Here is a 16746-nt window from a genome sequence, read left to right on the forward strand (position 1 = left end):
GCAGCGTGGCGACGATAGTCGTCGTCGTGGTCTTGCCGTGCGTGCCGCCAATGGCAATGGCGGTCTTGAACCGCATGATCTCGGCGAGCATTTCGGCTCGGCGCACGATGGGCAGCGCGCGGGCCCGGGCTTCAACCAGCTCGGGATTGTCCTTCTTGATCGCCGAGGAGACGACCACGACTTCGGCCTTGCCCAGGTTATCGCCGCTCTGGCCGATCTCGACCTTGATACCCATGTCGCGCAGACGCTGGACATTGGGATTGAGCGAGGCGTCGGAGCCCTGGACCGTATAGCCCTGGTTGTGCAGGATTTCGGCAATACCGCTCATGCCGATGCCGCCGATGCCGATAAAGTGGACCGGGCCGATATTGCGGGGCATTTTCATGAGGCGGATTCCAATGTGCTTGTGCCCTGGCCGGCCAGGCTTTCAGCGAGGTCGGCGAGCTTTTCAACGGCGCGGGGCTGACCGAGGACCTGAGCGGCCTTGGCTGCCTTGGCGAGGCTAGAAGGGTCGGTAAAAAGTGCTTCGAGGCGAGTGGCAAGCGATTGCGGCGAAAGCGCGGCCTGTTCCATCACCCAGCCCGCTCCGCCCGCTTCAACCACAAGAGCGTTGTTCTTTTGGTCGGCATCGAGGGAGCCGGGCAACGGAATGAGGATGGATGGCCGGCCGATGACTGTCAGTTCGGCAATGGTCGAGGCGCCGGAGCGACCGATGACCAGATGGCTCCGGGCGATGCGCTCGGGCAGATCGGTAAAGAACGGCGCCAGTTCGACGCTGGTGCGCGACTGCCGATAGGTCTGCGTGACGCGATCGAGATCTTCCTGGCGGCACTGCTGGACAATGCGCAGGCGCGATCGCAGCGCATCGGGCAAGAGGGAGATTGCCTCCGGCACGATGTCGGACATGGCGCGGGCGCCCTGGCTGCCGCCAAAAACCACGAGATTGATCGGGCTGGTGGCGCTCAATTCAGGATAGGGGCTGGCGGCAATGGCGCGGACGCGATCACGCACCGGGTTGCCGGTAAGAACCTTTTCGAGACCCTGGTCATCGGCAAAGCGGGTCTTGGAAAAGCTCAGCGCCAAGATATCGGCAAAGCGGCTGAGAGCGCGATTGGCGCGGCCCATGACGGCATTCTGCTCGTGGAGAATCCCCGGAATGCTGAGAAGGCTCGCGGCGATAAAGGGCGGAAAGGTCGGGTAGCCGCCGAAGCCAATAACGGCGTCGGGGCGCAGGGCGCGGAGAATGCCGAAGGAGCGTGCGACGCCCCGGGCAATGGTCAGGCTGGCGCCAGCAAACTTGATGGGATTGGTGAGGCTGGGGGTAGCCGAGGGCACCATGTGAATCTGGCGGGCCGGAAAATCCTGGCCATAACCTTCAACACGATGGTCAGTCATCAGCTCGACAGCATGGCCGCGGCGGATGAGTTCCTGCGCGAGCGCCATGGCGGGGAAGAGATGGCCGCCGGTACCGCCGGCCATGAGTACAAAGGTCTTCATTCTGCGGGTGCAACCACGGCGCTGCGATAGGACGGGATACCGGTGGTCATGCGTTCCTCTGGCTTGGTTCTGGTCATGGCCAGCATCAACCCCATGCCGAAGGCGACGGCCAGCATGGACGTGCCGCCGTAGGACACGAATGGCAGCGTCATGCCTTTGGGGGGAATCAGGTTGAGATTCACTGCAAGGTTGATGCCCGACTGCATGGCAAACTGAATGGCAAGTGTGGACGCACCAAGGCGGGCGAACAGGCTCTGCTGGCGCTGCGCACCCATCATGGCGCGGAGCACGATGAAGGTGATGAGACCGACAAGCGCCATGCAGAACAGAATGCCGTATTCGCCGGCTGCGGCGGAGAAGACATAGTCGGCGTGAGCGTCGGGGATGAGCTTCTTGGCCATCGACTCGCCGGGACCACGGCCGAACCAGCCGCCTTCGGCCAGCGACTGCAGCGCGCGGTCGATCTGGTAGGTATTACCGCCGCCATCCGGATTGAGGAAGGTATCAATGCGGCGGGCGAAGTGTGGAAAGAATACATAGGCGCCGATGAGCAGGCCACCGGCTGCACCGGCAAGGCCAAAGATGATCCACCACGAAATGCCCGAGAGGAACAGCAACACAGCCCAGGTCGCAAGGATCAGCGCGGTCTGACCGATGTCGGGCTGCAGGAGGAGCCCCGCGACGATGACCAGCATGATCAGCGTCGCAATGATGCGGCCAGGCACGTTGCGGTGGATCATGTACTCAGAAAAGAGCCAGGCGCCTATGATGGCAAAGGCCGGCTTCACGAATTCCGAGGGCTGAACGGACTGACCGACAAAGGTCACCCAGCGGCGCGCACCCTTCACTTCCGTGCCGAAGCGCAGCGTGGCCCAGAGCAGGATGGTCATGATGATGAGCGTGCCGAGCGCAGCGAAGCGCGCCTGACGGTGGCTGAGCAGCGACGTGGCCAGCATGACTGGCACAGCGAGCGCGCAGAACATGGCATGGCGAATGACGAAGTGCCACTCGTTAAGGCCAATACGCTCAGCCACCGGAGGGCTGGCGGCAAGGCTCAGGACCAGGCCGCAGATTAGGAGCAGGATCAGGCCGGAAAGCAGTTCGCGGTCAATCGACCACCACCATTCGGCGAGGGGCGTTTTTTCGGCGCGGGAGAACATCATGTGGCTGGGCCGGCTACTCGATACAAACTGTATGGCATTGTACCGAATGGTGGTTACCGATTTGGTAAGGCATTTCGCGTTTTGCGAGTCACCTGCCCACAATGAAAAGAGGCGGCCCGGAGGCCGCCTCTTCCACGCCAACCGTCGCGGGAGACGGACGACAGCTGGTGGATGTGATCAGTTCCAGACCGCGATATCGGAAATGGTGCCGTCGACACCCTCGATCGCGCCCCATTCCTTGGCAGCGCCGGTTTCGAGATCGACCGTGTGGAGCACGTTATCGACGACGAGATAGGCCGTGTTGGTGAGATCCTGCGGCGTGTGGATATCGAACGCATAGGCGGAGCCGCCATCAATGCCGAGCTTGCCGATTGCGGCCAGAGTACCGTCGTTCGGTGAGACCTGCTGGATGAGGCCAACGATAGTAGCGTCGATATCGTACATGGCCGTCGCCTCGGGCTTGCCGAAGGAGTTGATATAGGCAGCAGCCACGATCGCGGGCGTTTCACCTGCATGCATGTCGCCGTCTTGATAGGCGAGCGAACCATCCACCGTTACCGCGCCGTCATCGACATTGACGCGGTGATTGGTGCCGTCGGTACCCATCAGGCGGAGACGGTCGGCCATGGGGTTGAAATCGACGATGGCCCCTTCATAGCTCGGGAGCTTTTCGGAGAGAGTCGATTTGACCGTCGCCACACCAGTGGCGGTGTCGATAGTCACGACCTCACCGGCAAGACTGACCCCGTAGAGCAGGTTATCGGCTGGACGCTGGTCGATGCCGGCAAGACCATCGACGCCGGTGACCTTGACGGTGGCACTGGTCGCGCGTGTTTCGGTGTCAAAAGTGACGAGCGTATTGCCATCAACGAGCGCAATGGCAGTCGCGGCATGGGCAGCGGCAATGGCGAGCCCGGAAGTGGCGAGGGAAAGCGCAGCAATAAGGGAAATGCGGGCGGTAGCAGACAAATGGAGTCTCCTCGTTGGACACGGCCGAGACGCGCGGAAAGCGCGCCGGGCCCCGTGAGCGATTGGGGGAACGATTGCTATCGTCACCTGCAGCTACGGGGCCGAACGAGGAAAGTTTCAGAAAATTGGAAAGAGGTGGTCACGGGGGACGCGACCACTCAAGAGGTCAACGCAGTTTCAGGCTCGAAAGACCGATCAGCGCCAGCACGAAGGATATGATCCAGAACCGGATCACGACCTGGCTCTCGGTCCAGCCGAGGTGCTCGAAATGGTGGTGGATCGGCGCCATCCGGAAGACGCGTTTCCCGGTCAATCGGAACGAAGTCACCTGCACGATCACCGAAACGGTTTCGAGCACGAAAAGGCCACCGATAATGCCGAGGACGATTTCGTGCTTGGTGGCGACGGCTATGGTGCCGAGTGCGCCACCAAGGGCCAGCGAGCCGGTGTCGCCCATGAAGATCTGGGCCGGCGGGGCATTGAACCACAGGAAGCCGAGGCCCGCGCCGATCAGCGCGCCGCAGATCACGGCGAGTTCGGCCGTGCCAGGAACAGCGTTGAGCAGCAGATAGTCAGCGTAATTCTGGCTGCCAACGAGATAGGCGATGAAACCGAAAGAACCAGCGGCAATCATGACCGGGACGATGGCGAGGCCATCGAGACCATCGGTGAGGTTGACCGAGTTACCGGCCGCCACGACGACAAAGCCACCGAAGAGGAGATAGAAATAGCCCAGGTTGATCGAGAGCTCTTTCACGAAGGGAAAGAGCAGCGATGTGCCATAGGAACCGGCTGCGAGCTGGGAAATGGCGAAGGCAGCGATACAGCCGATAATGGCTTCGAGCAGCAGGCGCTGCTTGGAGCCGAAACCCTTGTGGCTCATACGCTTGACCTTGAGATAGTCGTCGTAGAACCCGATCGCGCCAAAGCCGATGGTGACGAAAAGCACCACCCAGACATAGCCGTTGGACAGGTTTGACCACAGCAGGGTCGAGATGACGGCGCCCGACAGGATCATGAGCCCGCCCATGGTCGGCGTGCCCTTCTTCGTGAGCAGGTGGGTCTGCGGACCGTCTTCGCGGATCGGCTGCCCCCTGCCCTGCTTGAGACGCAGGAGCGCGATCATGCCCGGACCGAACATGAAGACGAAGAACAGCGCCGTGATCATGGCTCCCGCTGTGCGGAAGGTGATGTAGCGGAAGACGTTGAACGCGGCGAGGGAGTCACCCAGCTGGCCGAGAAAATAGAGCATGCTCTCTTGATGTCCTGATTGGCGTCTTAACGCTGTTGGAACTGGTCCTTGATCGCGGCAACAAGGCGGGAAAGCCCGACGCCGTTCGATCCTTTGACCATAACTGCATCCCCGTGCGCAAGCGCCGCAAGCAGCTCCGGCAGGGCAAGATCGACACTTGTGAAGTGCCGGGAAAACATGGAACCCGGCAAGGCTTCTGCAAGCCGCGCCATATTGCTGCCCACGAGATAGACCTTGTCCGCGCCGCTGGCATGGACGGCATCGGCGAGACCGGCATGGAGCGCAGGGCCAGCTTCACCGAGCTCGAGCATGTCGCCAAGGACGACAACCTTCTTGCCGTCAGGCGCCGAAACAGAAGCAAAAACATCAAGTGCAGCAGTCATCGAGGCCGTATTGGCGTTATAGCTTTCATCGATGAGCAGGAGCGACTTTTCCTTTTCCCCGAGCACGATACGCTGGCCGCGCCCCGGCTGCGGGCCGAAACCGGCGAGCGCGCGGAGGGCGATTTCGGGGGCGACGCCGGCCAGGGTAGCGACGGCAAGAGCGGCTTCGGCATTGCTCAGCATGTGCCTGCCCGCAACACCAATAGTCAGGGCATAACGGTCCGAGCCATTGAGCACGGTGGCAAAACTGCGCTCACCGGCCGTTTCGGCCTCGATGAGCTGCCAGTCGCTGCCGCGCGCAAAGCCGAAGGTGACGACCCTTGCGACCCCTGCCGCTGCGGCGGCTTCGAGCAGGAGACCGATCTGCGGATGGTCGGCATTGATGACGGCGGTGCCGCCCGGCTCAATTCCCTCGAAAATCTCGGCCTTGGCGCGGGCAATGGCCTCAAGGCTACCGAGCTTTTCGAGATGCGCCGGGGCGATGGTGGTGATGACGCCGATATGGGGCCGTACCAGCTGGCTTAGCGGGCGAATTTCATCCGGCGCGTTCATGCCCATTTCAAAAACGCCGAACTGGGCTGTCTCGGGCATGCGGGCGAGCATCAGCGGCACGCCCCAGTGATTGTTGAAGCTCTTGATGGACGCGTGGGTTTCGCCAGCCGCTTCAAAGACGATGCGGAGCGCTTCCTTGGTAGTGGTCTTGCCAACGCTGCCAGTCACGCCGACGATCAGCGCGCGGCTGCGGGCACGGGAGGCCCGGGCAAGATCAACAAGGCCTTCGAGTGCATCGGGAACGGTGATGCGACCGGGGCCTTCACCGCGGCTCACGAGCGCGGCGACGGCACCATTGGCGAGAGCGGTATCGACGAAGTCGTGGCCATCGAAGCGATCGCCCTTGATGGCGACGAAGAGCGCGTCCGGCCCGAGTTCGCGGGAATCGATAGAGATCGAATTGATCTCGGTTGCCTCGACACCTTCGGCGCGGCCGTCGGTGGCCTCGAGGACGGCATCGAGAGTGCAGGGAGGTTGGGGCATGTTACAGCTCTCGCGCTGGCACCGCGTCGTACTCGATATGACTCCTCCCCCTTGGGAGGACGGGAGGCGGTGCCCACCTCCCTATCGCTCAGTGGGCGCCATACCGCCTCCCCGCCCCTCCCCGCAAGGGGAAGGGTGAAGAAGCAAAGAGCGCGCCCGGGGCTGGCCTCAGCCCTTGACCGCCTCGGCAACCACTTCGTGGTCGGAGAAGTGGTGCTTGGTGGTCCCGATGATCTGGTAGGTTTCGTGGCCCTTGCCGGCAACGAGCAAGACGTCGCCCTTTTGCAGGGATCTGACGGCCGTTTCGATAGCCTTCTTGCGATCGGCAATTTCCTTGGCCCCTTTTGCCTCGGCCAGGATCTGGGCGCGAATGGCGGAGGCGTCTTCGGTGCGCGGATTGTCGTCCGTCACGATGACGTCATCGGCAAGTTCGTTGGCAATTGCGCCCATTTGCGGGCGCTTGCCCTTGTCGCGGTCGCCGCCGCAACCAAAAACGAGACGCAGCTTGCCCTTCACATAGGGGCGCAGGGTGTTGAGCGCGGTGCGCAGTGCCTCGGGCTTGTGCGAGTAGTCGACGAAAATGGCCGCGCCATTATGCTCGGCGACCAGCTCCAGCCGGCCAACGGCACCGACGAGGTCGGGCAGCGCCGCAAAGGCATCGGCCTTGTCCACACCGGACGACATGGCAAGCGCCGCTGCGATCAGGGCGTTTGAAACCTGGAATTCGCCGGGGATCTGCAGGTGGAAATCGACGAGTTCGCCGATGTGCCTGATCTGCACGCGCTGCCCATAGCCCTCGGGCTTGATCGACATGATCTCGATATAGGCCCCTTCCCGGCCAACCGTAAGCAGGGTCGCGTTGGCCGAGAGCGCGGCGAACATGAAGGGTTCGTATTCGGGATCGTCGACATTGACGATGGCGGCGCCACCATCGACCAGCAGATCGGAGAACAGCCGCAGCTTGGCGTTGCGGTATTCATCCATATCAGCGTGATAGTCGAGATGGTCGCGGCTGAGATTGGTGAAGGCGACGGCTTCGAAGTGGATGCCATCGAGCCGGCGCTGATCGAGGCCATGGCTCGACGCTTCAACGGCGACGTGGTCGACGCCCTGGGCGCGGAGGGCGCGGAGGGCCTGATGCAGCGTGCGCGAATCTGGCGTCGTCAGCGCGCCTTCGATGGTGCGGGTTGCGGTCTGCACGCCGAGCGTACCGACGCTGGCGCCGGGAACACCGGCATGATCCCAGATCTGGCGAACGAAGGACGCTACGGAGGTCTTGCCATTGGTGCCGGTGACGGCGACGGAAATTTCCGGCTGCGGTTCGAAAACGCGCGATGCCGCGCGAGCATAGGAGGCACGAACGTCCTTGACGACGATGACGGGCACGCCCGGGTCGCCGACCGGATGAACGTCGGTAACCACGGCCAGAGCGCCGCGATGCACGGCATCGGCGATGAACTCATTGCCGTGAACCTTCTGGCCCGGCAGAGCGAAGAAGATGTCGCCCGGCTCGATGCGGCGGCTGTCCGAATTCAGGCCAAAGACCGTCCCAAGTCCCTTCTTCGGACGGGCGCCGGAGCCTTCGAGCAGTTGCGATACACTGAGAGACACCAATCAATATCCTTCTGGAAACACGCGCCGAACTTCTCGCGGCACGATCTGCTGGTCAAGCAATGGGTCAAAATCGGGTGCGATGCCGAGCATGGGCGCAACACGCTGCACGATGCGGCCGGTCAACGTGCCAGCATTCCAGCCGGCAGTGGTGCCCGACTGCGGATTTTCCGCCTTGGGCTCGTCTACCATGATCACCATGGCATAACGCGGATTGTCGAGCGGGAACGCGGAGGCAAAAAAGTTCGTGACCTTGTTCGAGGAATAGCGGCCCTCGACCACTTTTTCGGCGGTACCGGTCTTGCCGCCAACGCGATAGCCCAGGGCTGCCTTGTTCATCTGCGAGCCCGAACCACCAACCGAGATGGCATTGAGGCGCATCAGATAGCGCATGTATTCACTGGTGTGGGGCTGAATTACACGCTCGTAGAGCGGCTCGGCCTCGGCCAGGGTGCGCTTGTAGAGAGTCGGCGAAATGTAGTTGCCGCCATTCACGAAGGCCGCATAGGCGGTCAGCATGTGCAGCGGCGACACCGAAAGGCCGTGGCCGAACGAAGCCGTGGCCGCGCCGACTTCCGAGAACTCCTTGGGCACAGTGGGAACACGCATTTCCGGCAGCTCAAACTGCACGCGTTGATCGAACTTCATGCGGCTGAGGAAAGCGCGGTAGTTCTCCTTGCCCATGGCCTGCATGATGCGGATCGTGCCGATGTTCGAGGAATACTTGTAGACCTCGGGCAGGCTCAGGATGCGGTTCTTGCCGTGGAAATCGCTGATCGTGTAGCGGCCGAAGCGCACGCCATAGCGCGCGTCGAAGTTGTCGCTGATGCGCACCGAGCCACTGTCGAGCGCACCGGCGAGCGTCACCGTCTTGAAGATCGAGCCGGGCTCGAAAATACCGGAGGTGATGCGGTTGAAAGTGTCCTTTACCAGCGCCGAGGCCGGATCGTTCGGATTGAAATCGGGCAACGACGCGAGAGCGATGATCTCGCCGGTATAGATGTCCATCATCACGCCGGCGGCGGCGATGGCCTGGTAGCGCGTCATGGCGTCGACGAGCTGATCGTGCATCACGTGCTGGACGCGCATATCGACGCTGAGTTCAACGGGAGCCAGGGCATTGCCGCGCGCAAGGCCGAGTTCCTGAAGCAGCGCGACGGATTCGGTATCCATGTGGCGCTCGATGCCGGCAATGCCCTGGTTGTCGACATTGGTCGAACCGAGGATATGGCTGGCCTCGTTCATGGCCGGATAGAAGCGCTTGGATTCGGTGATGAAGTCGATGCCCGGAATGCCGAGGCGCATCACCTGCTCTTCGACGGCAGGTGTCAGCTCGCGCTTGAGCCAGACAAATCCCTTGTCGCCGCTGAGGCGATTGCGGAGCCACGCCTCGTCGATCTCGGGCAGCACGGTGCGCAGCTTGGTGACGGCTTCCTCGACGTCAATGATGCGACGCGGTTCGGCATAGAGCGATGGCACGCGGATATCCACGGCCATTTCGAGCCCGTTGCGATCCATGATCGGCGGACGGGTGGCAGTGATGGCGTCGCGCGTCTGGCCTTCGATGGTCGTATCGGTCTCAACCATGCCGAGCTGGACGAGACGCCCGCCGACAGCGCCGAAACCGAGCACCAGCGCCAGGATCATCCAACGAATACGGGCCTGGGTGAGATTGCCGCGGGCCTTGCGCACGCCATCGAGCGAGATGGTGGGGGCCATTCCGTCTGCCGTGATGGTCATTCAATCCCCTCCAGTTCGAGAATGGCGTCGATGGGATCGATACCTGCGTCGATGGCTTGGAACAGGGCATCCATGGCGGCAGTATCGGGTTTGGCGGGGCGCATCGGCAGGTCTGCGAAAGAGCCGAACTGCTTCTGCTGCACCTGCTCGATGGCCAGCTCTGCCTGGTGGCGGCGCACGATGGGCTCGACATAAGCAGGCTGGTTGAGGACCGCCCAATCAGCCTTGAGGGTGGTCAAGTCATCTTCCTGCTCGGAGATTTGCCTTTGGATAGAGGAGCGTTCGGCCGCCGTACCCTCAATGGAAAACTTGAGCATATAGACCCCGACCAGCATGACGATGCTGGTGCAGATCAGGAAAATATTGATGCGCCGGATCATGCGACACCCCTGACAACAGGGACGCCGAGCTGGTCGGGCGAGACGGCGCGCGCCGCGACATCAGTGCGCACGGCGCTGCGCAGCACCGAGGAGCGCGCCCGCGGATTGCGATCGAGTTCGGCAGCACCGGGCTTTACCGCCTTGGCCACCGGATCCCAGCGACGCGGCGCAACCTCGACCTGCGGCAGATGGCGAGACTGGGTGGGACCGCCCTTTTCCGGATCGAAGAAGCGCTTCGCGATGCGATCCTCCAGCGAATGGAAGGTCACGACGCCAAGGACACCGCCCTCGCCCAGCAGACGTTCTGCGGCAAAGAGACCTTCCACCAACTGATCGAACTCGCCATTCACCGCGATCCGAAGCGCCTGGAAGGAGCGCGTCGCGGGGTGCGCATCGCCAGGCTTGCGACCGATGGCCTTTTCAATGATGCGGGCCAGTTCAAGCGTCGTCGTAATCGGCGCCGTCTCGCGGGCCGCGACGATGAACTGAGCGATGCGGCGCGACTTGCGCTCTTCGCCAAAGGCAAAGAGCAGGTTGGCCAGTGCATCCTGTTCGAGATTGTTGACGAGATCGGCAGCGCTTTCGCCAGACTGGCTCATGCGCATGTCCAGCGGACCCTCGCGCATGAAAGAAAAGCCGCGCTCGCTCTCGTCGAGCTGCATGGAGCTGACGCCGATATCGAGCACGACGCCTGCAATGGGCGCATAGGGAGCCGCGAGCGTATCAAGCTCGGAAAAAGTGCCGGCGACGAAATGGAACCGGCCCGGAAAATCGGCGGCAAGCTTTTCAGCATGCGGGAGAACATTGGGGTCGCGATCTATGGCAACGACATCGACGCCGGCCTCGAGCAGCGCGCGCGAATACCCGCCCGCGCCAAACGTGCCATCAACCACGCGACGACCAGCAAGCGGCGCAAAGGCAGCAACAACCTCGTCCAGAAGGACGGGGATGTGCGGCGCATCAGTCACCGGAGATTCGGGCAGATACCGTTTGCCCATGCTGACCAAAACTCCACTTCGAGTCGCAGTAGTCCGGCCATGCGGACCATCCCCGACACTTGCATGTGGACGCTTAAGATTCTGTTTCCCATGAGAGGTTCGACGCCGCGCGCCGCAAAAACATGGCGCTGCCCAACAACCTTGTTGCCCTCCTGATTCTTTCGGGCCATGAAGGTTTGGCCACGCGGAAAAAGCCATGCCCATAACCAGCAAGACCTTCGTCCGATCCACGGCCCTTCTGCTGCTCGTTGGCCTTCTGGCACTGCTGGGCATTGTGGGCGCCAACGTCTGGCTGGTAGACCGATCGCAGGCGTATTTCGACGACGTTATCGATGCCCGTATCGCCAGACGCGTGGCCGTTGACCTGCGCGCGCAGTTGCAAGACATGGAGACAGGCCAGCGAGGCTTCATCATCACGCTCGATGAAAGCTACCTCGACCCGTACAATGCTGCCCTGCCCCTGGTGGCCAATCAGGTCGCCCAGCTCCGCGATATCATGGCGTTCGACCCCGAAGCCAAGGCGTCGATTGACACCCTTGAGGACGACATCGCCTTCAAGATCGGTGAGATGAACCTGACGATCGAGGAGGCGCGCTCGGGCAATCGCGACGCCGCGATCGCCGTGGTGAGCACCGACAAGGGCAAGGAGGCGATGGATCGCTCAAGAGCATTCCTTGGCCAGCTTATCGAGGCGATCGACGACCGGCTGACGGTATCGGTCGCCAATCAAAGAAACACGACCGAAGCGCTGCATTGGATTTCCATTGTTGGCGGCGCGGTGATCCTCATCGTGGTATCGGGATCAATCTGGGCGGTATTTTCATACACTCAGGAACTGGCCAATGCGCGTCGAGAAATCGAACAGGCCAATAGCGGGCTTGAAGAGCGCGTACGCGAGCGAACATCCGAGCTGGGCAAGGCCAACGAGGAAATTCAACGCTTCGCCTATATTGTCACCCATGACCTCAGAGCGCCGCTCGTCAACATCATGGGTTTTACCAGCGAGCTTGAAGCCGGTGTCAGCACGCTGAGGACTTATATGGCAACTCAGCCAGAAACTCCTGACCCCCATACGCTGGAAGCGCGCGAGGCGGCGCTTACCGACCTACCGGAAGCAATTTCCTTTATTCGCGCCGCCACGCGCAAGATGGATGGACTAATTAACGCCATTCTGAAGATTTCGCGTGAGGGTCGCCGTCAACTAAGGCCGGAGGTTGTCGACATAAGCGAACTGGCAGAAGCATCCGCGGCAGCAGTCCACCACCAGATCTCCGAAAGTCAGGGCACTATCGAGACCGATATTCGGGTTGATAAACTCTTGACCGATAGACTATCCATCGAGCAAGTCTTCGGCAATCTGCTGGATAATGCCATCAAGTATCAGGAGCCCGGCCGCCCACTCAAGGTTTCCATTCGGGCCAAGCACAAGCCGGGCAATCGGGTAGAGATCGAGGTCGAAGACAATGGCCGCGGTATTGCTGATACCGACCATGAAAGGGTCTTCGAGCTGTTCCGTCGCTCCGGCAAGCAAAGCCAGCCTGGCGAAGGTATCGGCCTTGCCCATGTTCGCACGATGGTCCGCAGCCTTGGTGGCGACGTCACTTTACGTTCCGCCCTCGGCCAGGGCACCAGCTTCATCATAAATCTGCCGCGTGATCTGCGCAGCACTCCAGGGGTTTCAAGCCAATGAACGACGCGCGGCCAGTAACCATCATAATGATCGAGGACGATGAGGGACACGCCCGGCTCATCGAGAAGAATATCCGCCGCGCTGGCGTGGCAAACCAGATCATCCCGTTCACCAACGGCACCGAAGCCATAGCCTACCTGCTGGGCCCGGATGGCTCGGGCATGGTCAACAAGGGCCGACAGTTGCTGGTCCTTCTCGACCTCAACCTGCCCGACATGACGGGTATCGACATTCTCGAAAAGGTCAAAGGCAACGAGCATACGCGACGCTCCCCCGTTGTGGTCCTGACCACCACCGATGACCAGCGCGAAATCCAGCGCTGCTACGACCTTGGCGCAAACGTCTACATCACCAAGCCTGTCGACTATGACGGCTTCGCCAATGCGATCAAGCAACTGGGCATGTTCTTCTCGGTCATGCAGATCCCCGAGGCCGACTGACACATGCCGAACCGCACGCCGCATGTGCTCTATGTCGATGACGATCCTGGTCTTGCCCGACTGGTGGAAAAGGCCATGCACCGTCGTGGTTACCTCTATGATCACGCCAAAAGCGGCGAAGAGGGGCTAGACCGGTTGCGCCAGGGCGGCATCGACGTCCTCGTGCTTGACCACTACCTGCCGACAGGTACGGGTCTTGATGTCCTGGCCGCCCTTGCTGCGACCGACGACAAACCCGCAGTTGTCTATGTCACGGGATCCGCCGAAATGGCTGTGGCGGTTGAGGCACTCAAGGCCGGTGCTACCGACTACGTGCCAAAGACACTCTCAGGGGAGTTCATGGAACTCCTCACCACGGCCATTGAGCACGCCATAGAGCGAGTGCGGCTTAACCGCGCCAAGGCCAAGGCCGAGCGAGAGACGCAGGAAGCGCGTCAACGCGCCGAAATGCTGCTCGGAGAGGTCAATCACCGCGTCGCCAATTCGCTGGCGATGGTGGCAGCGCTGGTCGGCCTTCAAGCCAACGCCGTGAGCGATGCAGAAGCCAAACGGGCGCTGGCAGAGACGCAGGCGCGCATTCACGCCATCGCGGGCGTACACAGGCACCTTTACACGTCAGATGACGTTCGTTCCGTCCAGGTCGCCGACTATGTCAGCTCTCTGGTGGGTGAACTTGAGACCTCTGTGCAGCTGGACGGCCAGACGGCCCGTCTCAATGTAAAAGTGGCCTCGTTCCCGCTCTCTACTGAAAAAGTCGCCTCGCTCGGCGTCATGCTGATCGAACTTGTGACGAATGCACTCAAATACGCCTACGCTGGACGCGACGTTGGCGAGGTACGCATCGTCATGGCACGAAACAACAATCAGGTGGAGCTGCGGGTCGAAGACGACGGCATCGGCTGGGACGGCACAGGTAAACCGCAAGGCACGGGCCTTGGCAGCCGTATCGTCAGGGCCATGGCGCAATCGCTTGGCGCAGATGTCGGATACGACAATGACGGCATCGGAACACGCGTTCGGGTGACGTTCGACGCGTAGGACCAGGCGATCTACGCAGCTTCGGCCCGTCCAACTTTCAGAAAGTCACCCCCGAGCATCGCTCGGGGGGTATTTTGGCGCAAAAAGCCCAACGCTACGATACGCCAAGCCGGGATTTCCGGACTTCCGGCAGCTTCTCATCGTGGAAACTACGATCCCCATTGGCATCGCTTAGGCGCGTTGGCAGGCCCATGGTTTCGAGCAGGCTGAGGAACGGCACGGGCGGCAGTTCTTCTATATTGGCCATGTGATGGCAATCCCACTCACCCTTGGCGATAAGCATCGCCGCCGCAACGGCGGGAACGCCGGCAGTGTAGGAAATGGCCTGGCTGCCGGTTTCGGCAAACGTCTCTTCGTGGTCACAGATATTGTAGACCAGCATCTCGACTGCGGCGCCGTTGCGGGTGCCCTTCATCAGGTTGCCGATGAAAGTCTTGCCCTGATAGCCGGGCGCCAGCGAAGCCGGATCGGGCAACACGGCCTTCACCACCTTGAGCGGCACGACTTCCTGGCCCTCGGCAGTCAGCACCGGCTTTTCTGAGAGCAGGCCGAGGTTCTTCAGCACCGTGAAGACGTTGATGTAGTGGTCGCCAAAACCCATCCAGAAGCGGATATCGGGAATGCCGAGATTGGCCGAAAGCGAATGCACTTCATCATGACCTGTCAGATAGGTCTTGTGCGTCCCCACGACCGGCAGATCGTCGGTGCGGCTGACCTCGAACATCTCATTGGCCGTCCACTGGCTGTTCTGCCAGCTCCAGACCGTTCCCGTGAACTCACGGAAATTGATCTCGGGGTCGAAATTTGTCGCGAAATAGCGCCCATGGCTGCCCGCGTTCACATCGATGATGTCGATGGAGTCGATGCGGTCGAAATAATGCTGGGACGCCAGCGCAGCATAGGCGTTGACCACGCCCGGATCGAACCCGGCGCCGAGAACGGCCGTGATGCCCTTGCGCTCGCATTCCTCGCGATGCTTCCATTCGTAGTTGCCGTACCAAGGCGGCGTTTCGCAGACCTTGGAGGGGTCTTCGTGAATGGCCGTGTCGATATAGGCAACGCCGGCCTCGATGCAGGCGCGCAGGACAGACATATTGAGGAAGGCCGAGCCGGCATTGAGCACGATCTGGCTTTTGGTCTGCCGGATCAGGGCCTTGGTGGCCTCGACATCCATGGCGTCGAGCTGATGGGCGGCAATGAGGCCGGGACGCTTGAGCAGCTTGCGCTCGAGAATGCCGGCAATGATGGACTCGCATTTGGCCAGAGTCCGAGAGGCGATGTTGATGTCCCCGAGGACATCATTGTGCATGGCAGCCTTAACGGCTGCGACCTGCGCGACACCTCCGGCACCGATGATCAAAACGTTCTTTTTCAATTGGCACGAAACACCTTTTTGGCGGTGGACATTATCCAGGTCTGATCAGGACAGACTGGAGACGTAGTCGGCATAGTCGAAGGCGCGAACCAATTCGACTTCGCCGTTTTTCCGACGAATGGCTATAGAGGGCATATTCACCCCGTTAAACCAGTTCTTCTTCACCATTGTATAGCCACCCGCGTTCAACAGCGAGATGCGGCTACCAATATTCAAGGCCTGGGGAAAATCGAACTCGCCGAACACGTCGCCGGCAAGGCAGGACTTCCCCGCTATCATATAGCGATGTGGACCAGCACCAGGCGCCACGGCCGCGCTCTGGCGATAGATCAGAAGGTCGAGCATGTGCGCCTCGACTGCGCTGTCGACGATGGCAACGGCCTTGCCGTTTTCCACCACGTCCAAAACACTGACCTCAAGCGTCGTCGTGTCGGTGACGACCGTATCGCCCGGCTCAAGATAGACCTGGACGCCAAAGCGCTCGGCAAAGGCCTTGAGGCGCGCCGCCAGACCATCGATGGGGTAGCCGGGCTTGGTGAAGTGAATACCGCCGCCAAGGCTGACCCATTCGAGCCGTTCGAGAAGCGAACCCAAGCGCGTCTCGAACTGGTCGAGCATGGCCGAGAAGGCCTCAAGCGAGTCGTTTTCGCAGTTGCAGTGCAGCATGAAGCCACTAACGCGATCCATGACCGCTTCGATCCGCTCCAGGTTCCATTCCCCCAGGCGGCTGAACGGACGTGCCGGGTCGGCAAGGTCGAAATGCGAGTGGCTGATGCCAGGATTGACCCTCAAGCCGATCGGCAGGTTCGCAGCCTTGCCGGCAAAGCGCTCCAGCTGACCGACCGAGTTGAAGATGATCTTGTCGGCATTGGCGATCGCTTCATCGATCTCGCCATCGGACCAGGCGACGGAATAGGCGTGCGTCTCGCCGGCGAATTTTTCGCGGCCAAGCTTCAGTTCATAAAGCGACGACGAGGTCGTGCCGTCCATATGCGGGGAGATCTGCTCGAAGGTCGACCAGGTCGCAAAGCATTTCAGGGCGAGAAGGCACTTGGCGCCGGAAGCGGCGCGCAATTGATCGATCTTGGCGAGGTTGGCCTCGAGCGCAGATTCGTCGATCAGGTAATAGGGGGTGGCCAGAGGCATCGCGCTCAAACTCCTACAGCGTGTGCCGC

At 61.2% G+C, this 16746-nt stretch carries 15 protein-coding genes; 3 read left to right on the top strand and 12 right to left on the bottom strand.

Features of this window, described 5'->3' with window-relative positions:
* The 10 genes from J0I64_RS14585 to rsmH all read right to left on the bottom strand — a co-directional run.
* A partial coding sequence (locus tag J0I64_RS14585) for a Mur ligase domain-containing protein (protein ID WP_291409501.1) occupies positions 1-385 on the bottom strand: 385 nt, incomplete at its 3' end.
* A complete protein-coding gene (gene murG / locus J0I64_RS14590; RefSeq protein WP_291409504.1) occupies positions 382-1497 on the bottom strand; it encodes an undecaprenyldiphospho-muramoylpentapeptide beta-N-acetylglucosaminyltransferase in 1116 nt (371 codons plus the stop codon). The genes J0I64_RS14585 and murG, both read right to left, overlap by 4 nt.
* Positions 1494-2657 carry a putative peptidoglycan glycosyltransferase FtsW gene (locus J0I64_RS14595; protein WP_291409526.1) on the bottom strand — a complete coding sequence of 388 codons (1164 nt, stop codon included), beginning with the start codon at positions 2655-2657 and terminating at the stop codon, positions 1494-1496. Before J0I64_RS14595 ends, murG begins: the two co-directional genes overlap by 4 nt.
* 180 nt (positions 2658-2837) lie before the next feature.
* On the bottom strand, positions 2838-3629 hold the full coding sequence (locus J0I64_RS14600) for a DUF4394 domain-containing protein (RefSeq protein ID WP_291409506.1): 792 nt from the start codon (positions 3627-3629) through the stop codon (positions 2838-2840).
* Between the two features lie 166 nt (positions 3630-3795).
* Complete coding sequence (gene mraY, locus J0I64_RS14605; protein ID WP_291409508.1) at positions 3796-4881, bottom strand: phospho-N-acetylmuramoyl-pentapeptide-transferase; 1086 nt, start codon at positions 4879-4881, stop codon at positions 3796-3798.
* Between the two features lie 26 nt (positions 4882-4907).
* Positions 4908-6299: a UDP-N-acetylmuramoyl-tripeptide--D-alanyl-D-alanine ligase gene (gene murF, locus J0I64_RS14610; RefSeq protein ID WP_291409510.1), complete on the bottom strand. Its 1392-nt coding sequence runs from the start codon at positions 6297-6299 to the stop codon at positions 4908-4910.
* 168 nt (positions 6300-6467) lie between these two features.
* Complete coding sequence (locus J0I64_RS14615; protein ID WP_291409512.1) at positions 6468-7910, bottom strand: UDP-N-acetylmuramoyl-L-alanyl-D-glutamate--2,6-diaminopimelate ligase; 1443 nt, start codon at positions 7908-7910, stop codon at positions 6468-6470.
* A gap of 3 nt (positions 7911-7913) precedes the next feature.
* Entirely contained in the window at positions 7914-9650 is a 1737-nt protein-coding gene (locus tag J0I64_RS14620) for a penicillin-binding protein 2 (protein ID WP_291409514.1), read from the bottom strand.
* Positions 9647-10030, bottom strand: a complete 384-nt coding sequence (locus J0I64_RS14625; RefSeq protein ID WP_291409516.1) for a hypothetical protein — start codon at positions 10028-10030, stop codon at positions 9647-9649. The genes J0I64_RS14620 and J0I64_RS14625 overlap by 4 nt, the downstream gene beginning before the upstream one ends.
* Positions 10027-11028, bottom strand: a complete 1002-nt coding sequence (gene rsmH, locus J0I64_RS14630; protein WP_291409517.1) for a 16S rRNA (cytosine(1402)-N(4))-methyltransferase RsmH — start codon at positions 11026-11028, stop codon at positions 10027-10029. The genes J0I64_RS14625 and rsmH overlap by 4 nt, the downstream gene beginning before the upstream one ends.
* A 274-nt stretch (positions 11029-11302) precedes the next feature.
* Between rsmH and J0I64_RS14635 the strand changes: the two genes are divergently transcribed.
* Genes J0I64_RS14635 through J0I64_RS14645 form a run of 3 tightly spaced genes read left to right on the top strand, consistent with a single transcriptional unit; the run spans position 11303 to position 14196 of the window.
* Complete coding sequence (locus J0I64_RS14635; RefSeq protein WP_366933746.1) at positions 11303-12718, top strand: CHASE3 domain-containing protein; 1416 nt, start codon at positions 11303-11305, stop codon at positions 12716-12718.
* Positions 12715-13158: a response regulator gene (locus J0I64_RS14640; protein ID WP_291409520.1), complete on the top strand. Its 444-nt coding sequence runs from the start codon at positions 12715-12717 to the stop codon at positions 13156-13158. Before J0I64_RS14635 ends, J0I64_RS14640 begins: the two co-directional genes overlap by 4 nt.
* A 3-nt stretch (positions 13159-13161) precedes the next feature.
* Entirely contained in the window at positions 13162-14196 is a 1035-nt protein-coding gene (locus J0I64_RS14645; RefSeq protein WP_291409522.1) for a histidine kinase dimerization/phosphoacceptor domain -containing protein, read from the top strand.
* 94 nt (positions 14197-14290) lie between these two features.
* On the opposite strand, the gene J0I64_RS14650 is transcribed toward J0I64_RS14645, so the two are convergent.
* Together J0I64_RS14650 and J0I64_RS14655 are read right to left on the bottom strand one after the other, a co-directional pair.
* Positions 14291-15571, bottom strand: a complete 1281-nt coding sequence (locus tag J0I64_RS14650) for a saccharopine dehydrogenase family protein (protein ID WP_291409524.1) — start codon at positions 15569-15571, stop codon at positions 14291-14293.
* Between the two features lie 45 nt (positions 15572-15616).
* Complete coding sequence (locus J0I64_RS14655; protein ID WP_291409529.1) at positions 15617-16717, bottom strand: carboxynorspermidine decarboxylase; 1101 nt, start codon at positions 16715-16717, stop codon at positions 15617-15619.
* Between the last annotated feature and the right edge of the window lie 29 nt (positions 16718-16746).

The sequence above is a fragment of the Devosia sp. genome, from assembly GCF_017307565.1.
Lineage (GTDB): Bacteria > Pseudomonadota > Alphaproteobacteria > Rhizobiales > Devosiaceae > Devosia.

What these genes read in the sequence shown, in the direction of transcription:
- murG (WP_291409504.1), bottom strand. Translation starts at nt 1,497, where the DNA reads ATGAAGACCTTTGTACTCATGGCCGGCGGTACCGGCGGCCATCTCTTC.
- J0I64_RS14595 (WP_291409526.1), bottom strand. Translation starts at nt 2,657, where the DNA reads ATGTTCTCCCGCGCCGAAAAAACGCCCCTCGCCGAATGGTGGTGGTCG.
- mraY (WP_291409508.1), bottom strand. Translation starts at nt 4,881, where the DNA reads ATGCTCTATTTTCTCGGCCAGCTGGGTGACTCCCTCGCCGCGTTCAAC.
- murF (WP_291409510.1), bottom strand. Translation starts at nt 6,299, where the DNA reads ATGCCCCAACCTCCCTGCACTCTCGATGCCGTCCTCGAGGCCACCGAC.
- J0I64_RS14620 (WP_291409514.1), bottom strand. Translation starts at nt 9,650, where the DNA reads ATGACCATCACGGCAGACGGAATGGCCCCCACCATCTCGCTCGATGGC.
- J0I64_RS14625 (WP_291409516.1), bottom strand. Translation starts at nt 10,030, where the DNA reads ATGATCCGGCGCATCAATATTTTCCTGATCTGCACCAGCATCGTCATG.
- rsmH (WP_291409517.1), bottom strand. Translation starts at nt 11,028, where the DNA reads ATGGGCAAACGGTATCTGCCCGAATCTCCGGTGACTGATGCGCCGCAC.
- J0I64_RS14640 (WP_291409520.1), top strand. Translation starts at nt 12,715, where the DNA reads ATGAACGACGCGCGGCCAGTAACCATCATAATGATCGAGGACGATGAG.
- J0I64_RS14645 (WP_291409522.1), top strand. Translation starts at nt 13,162, where the DNA reads ATGCCGAACCGCACGCCGCATGTGCTCTATGTCGATGACGATCCTGGT.
- J0I64_RS14655 (WP_291409529.1), bottom strand. Translation starts at nt 16,717, where the DNA reads ATGCCTCTGGCCACCCCCTATTACCTGATCGACGAATCTGCGCTCGAG.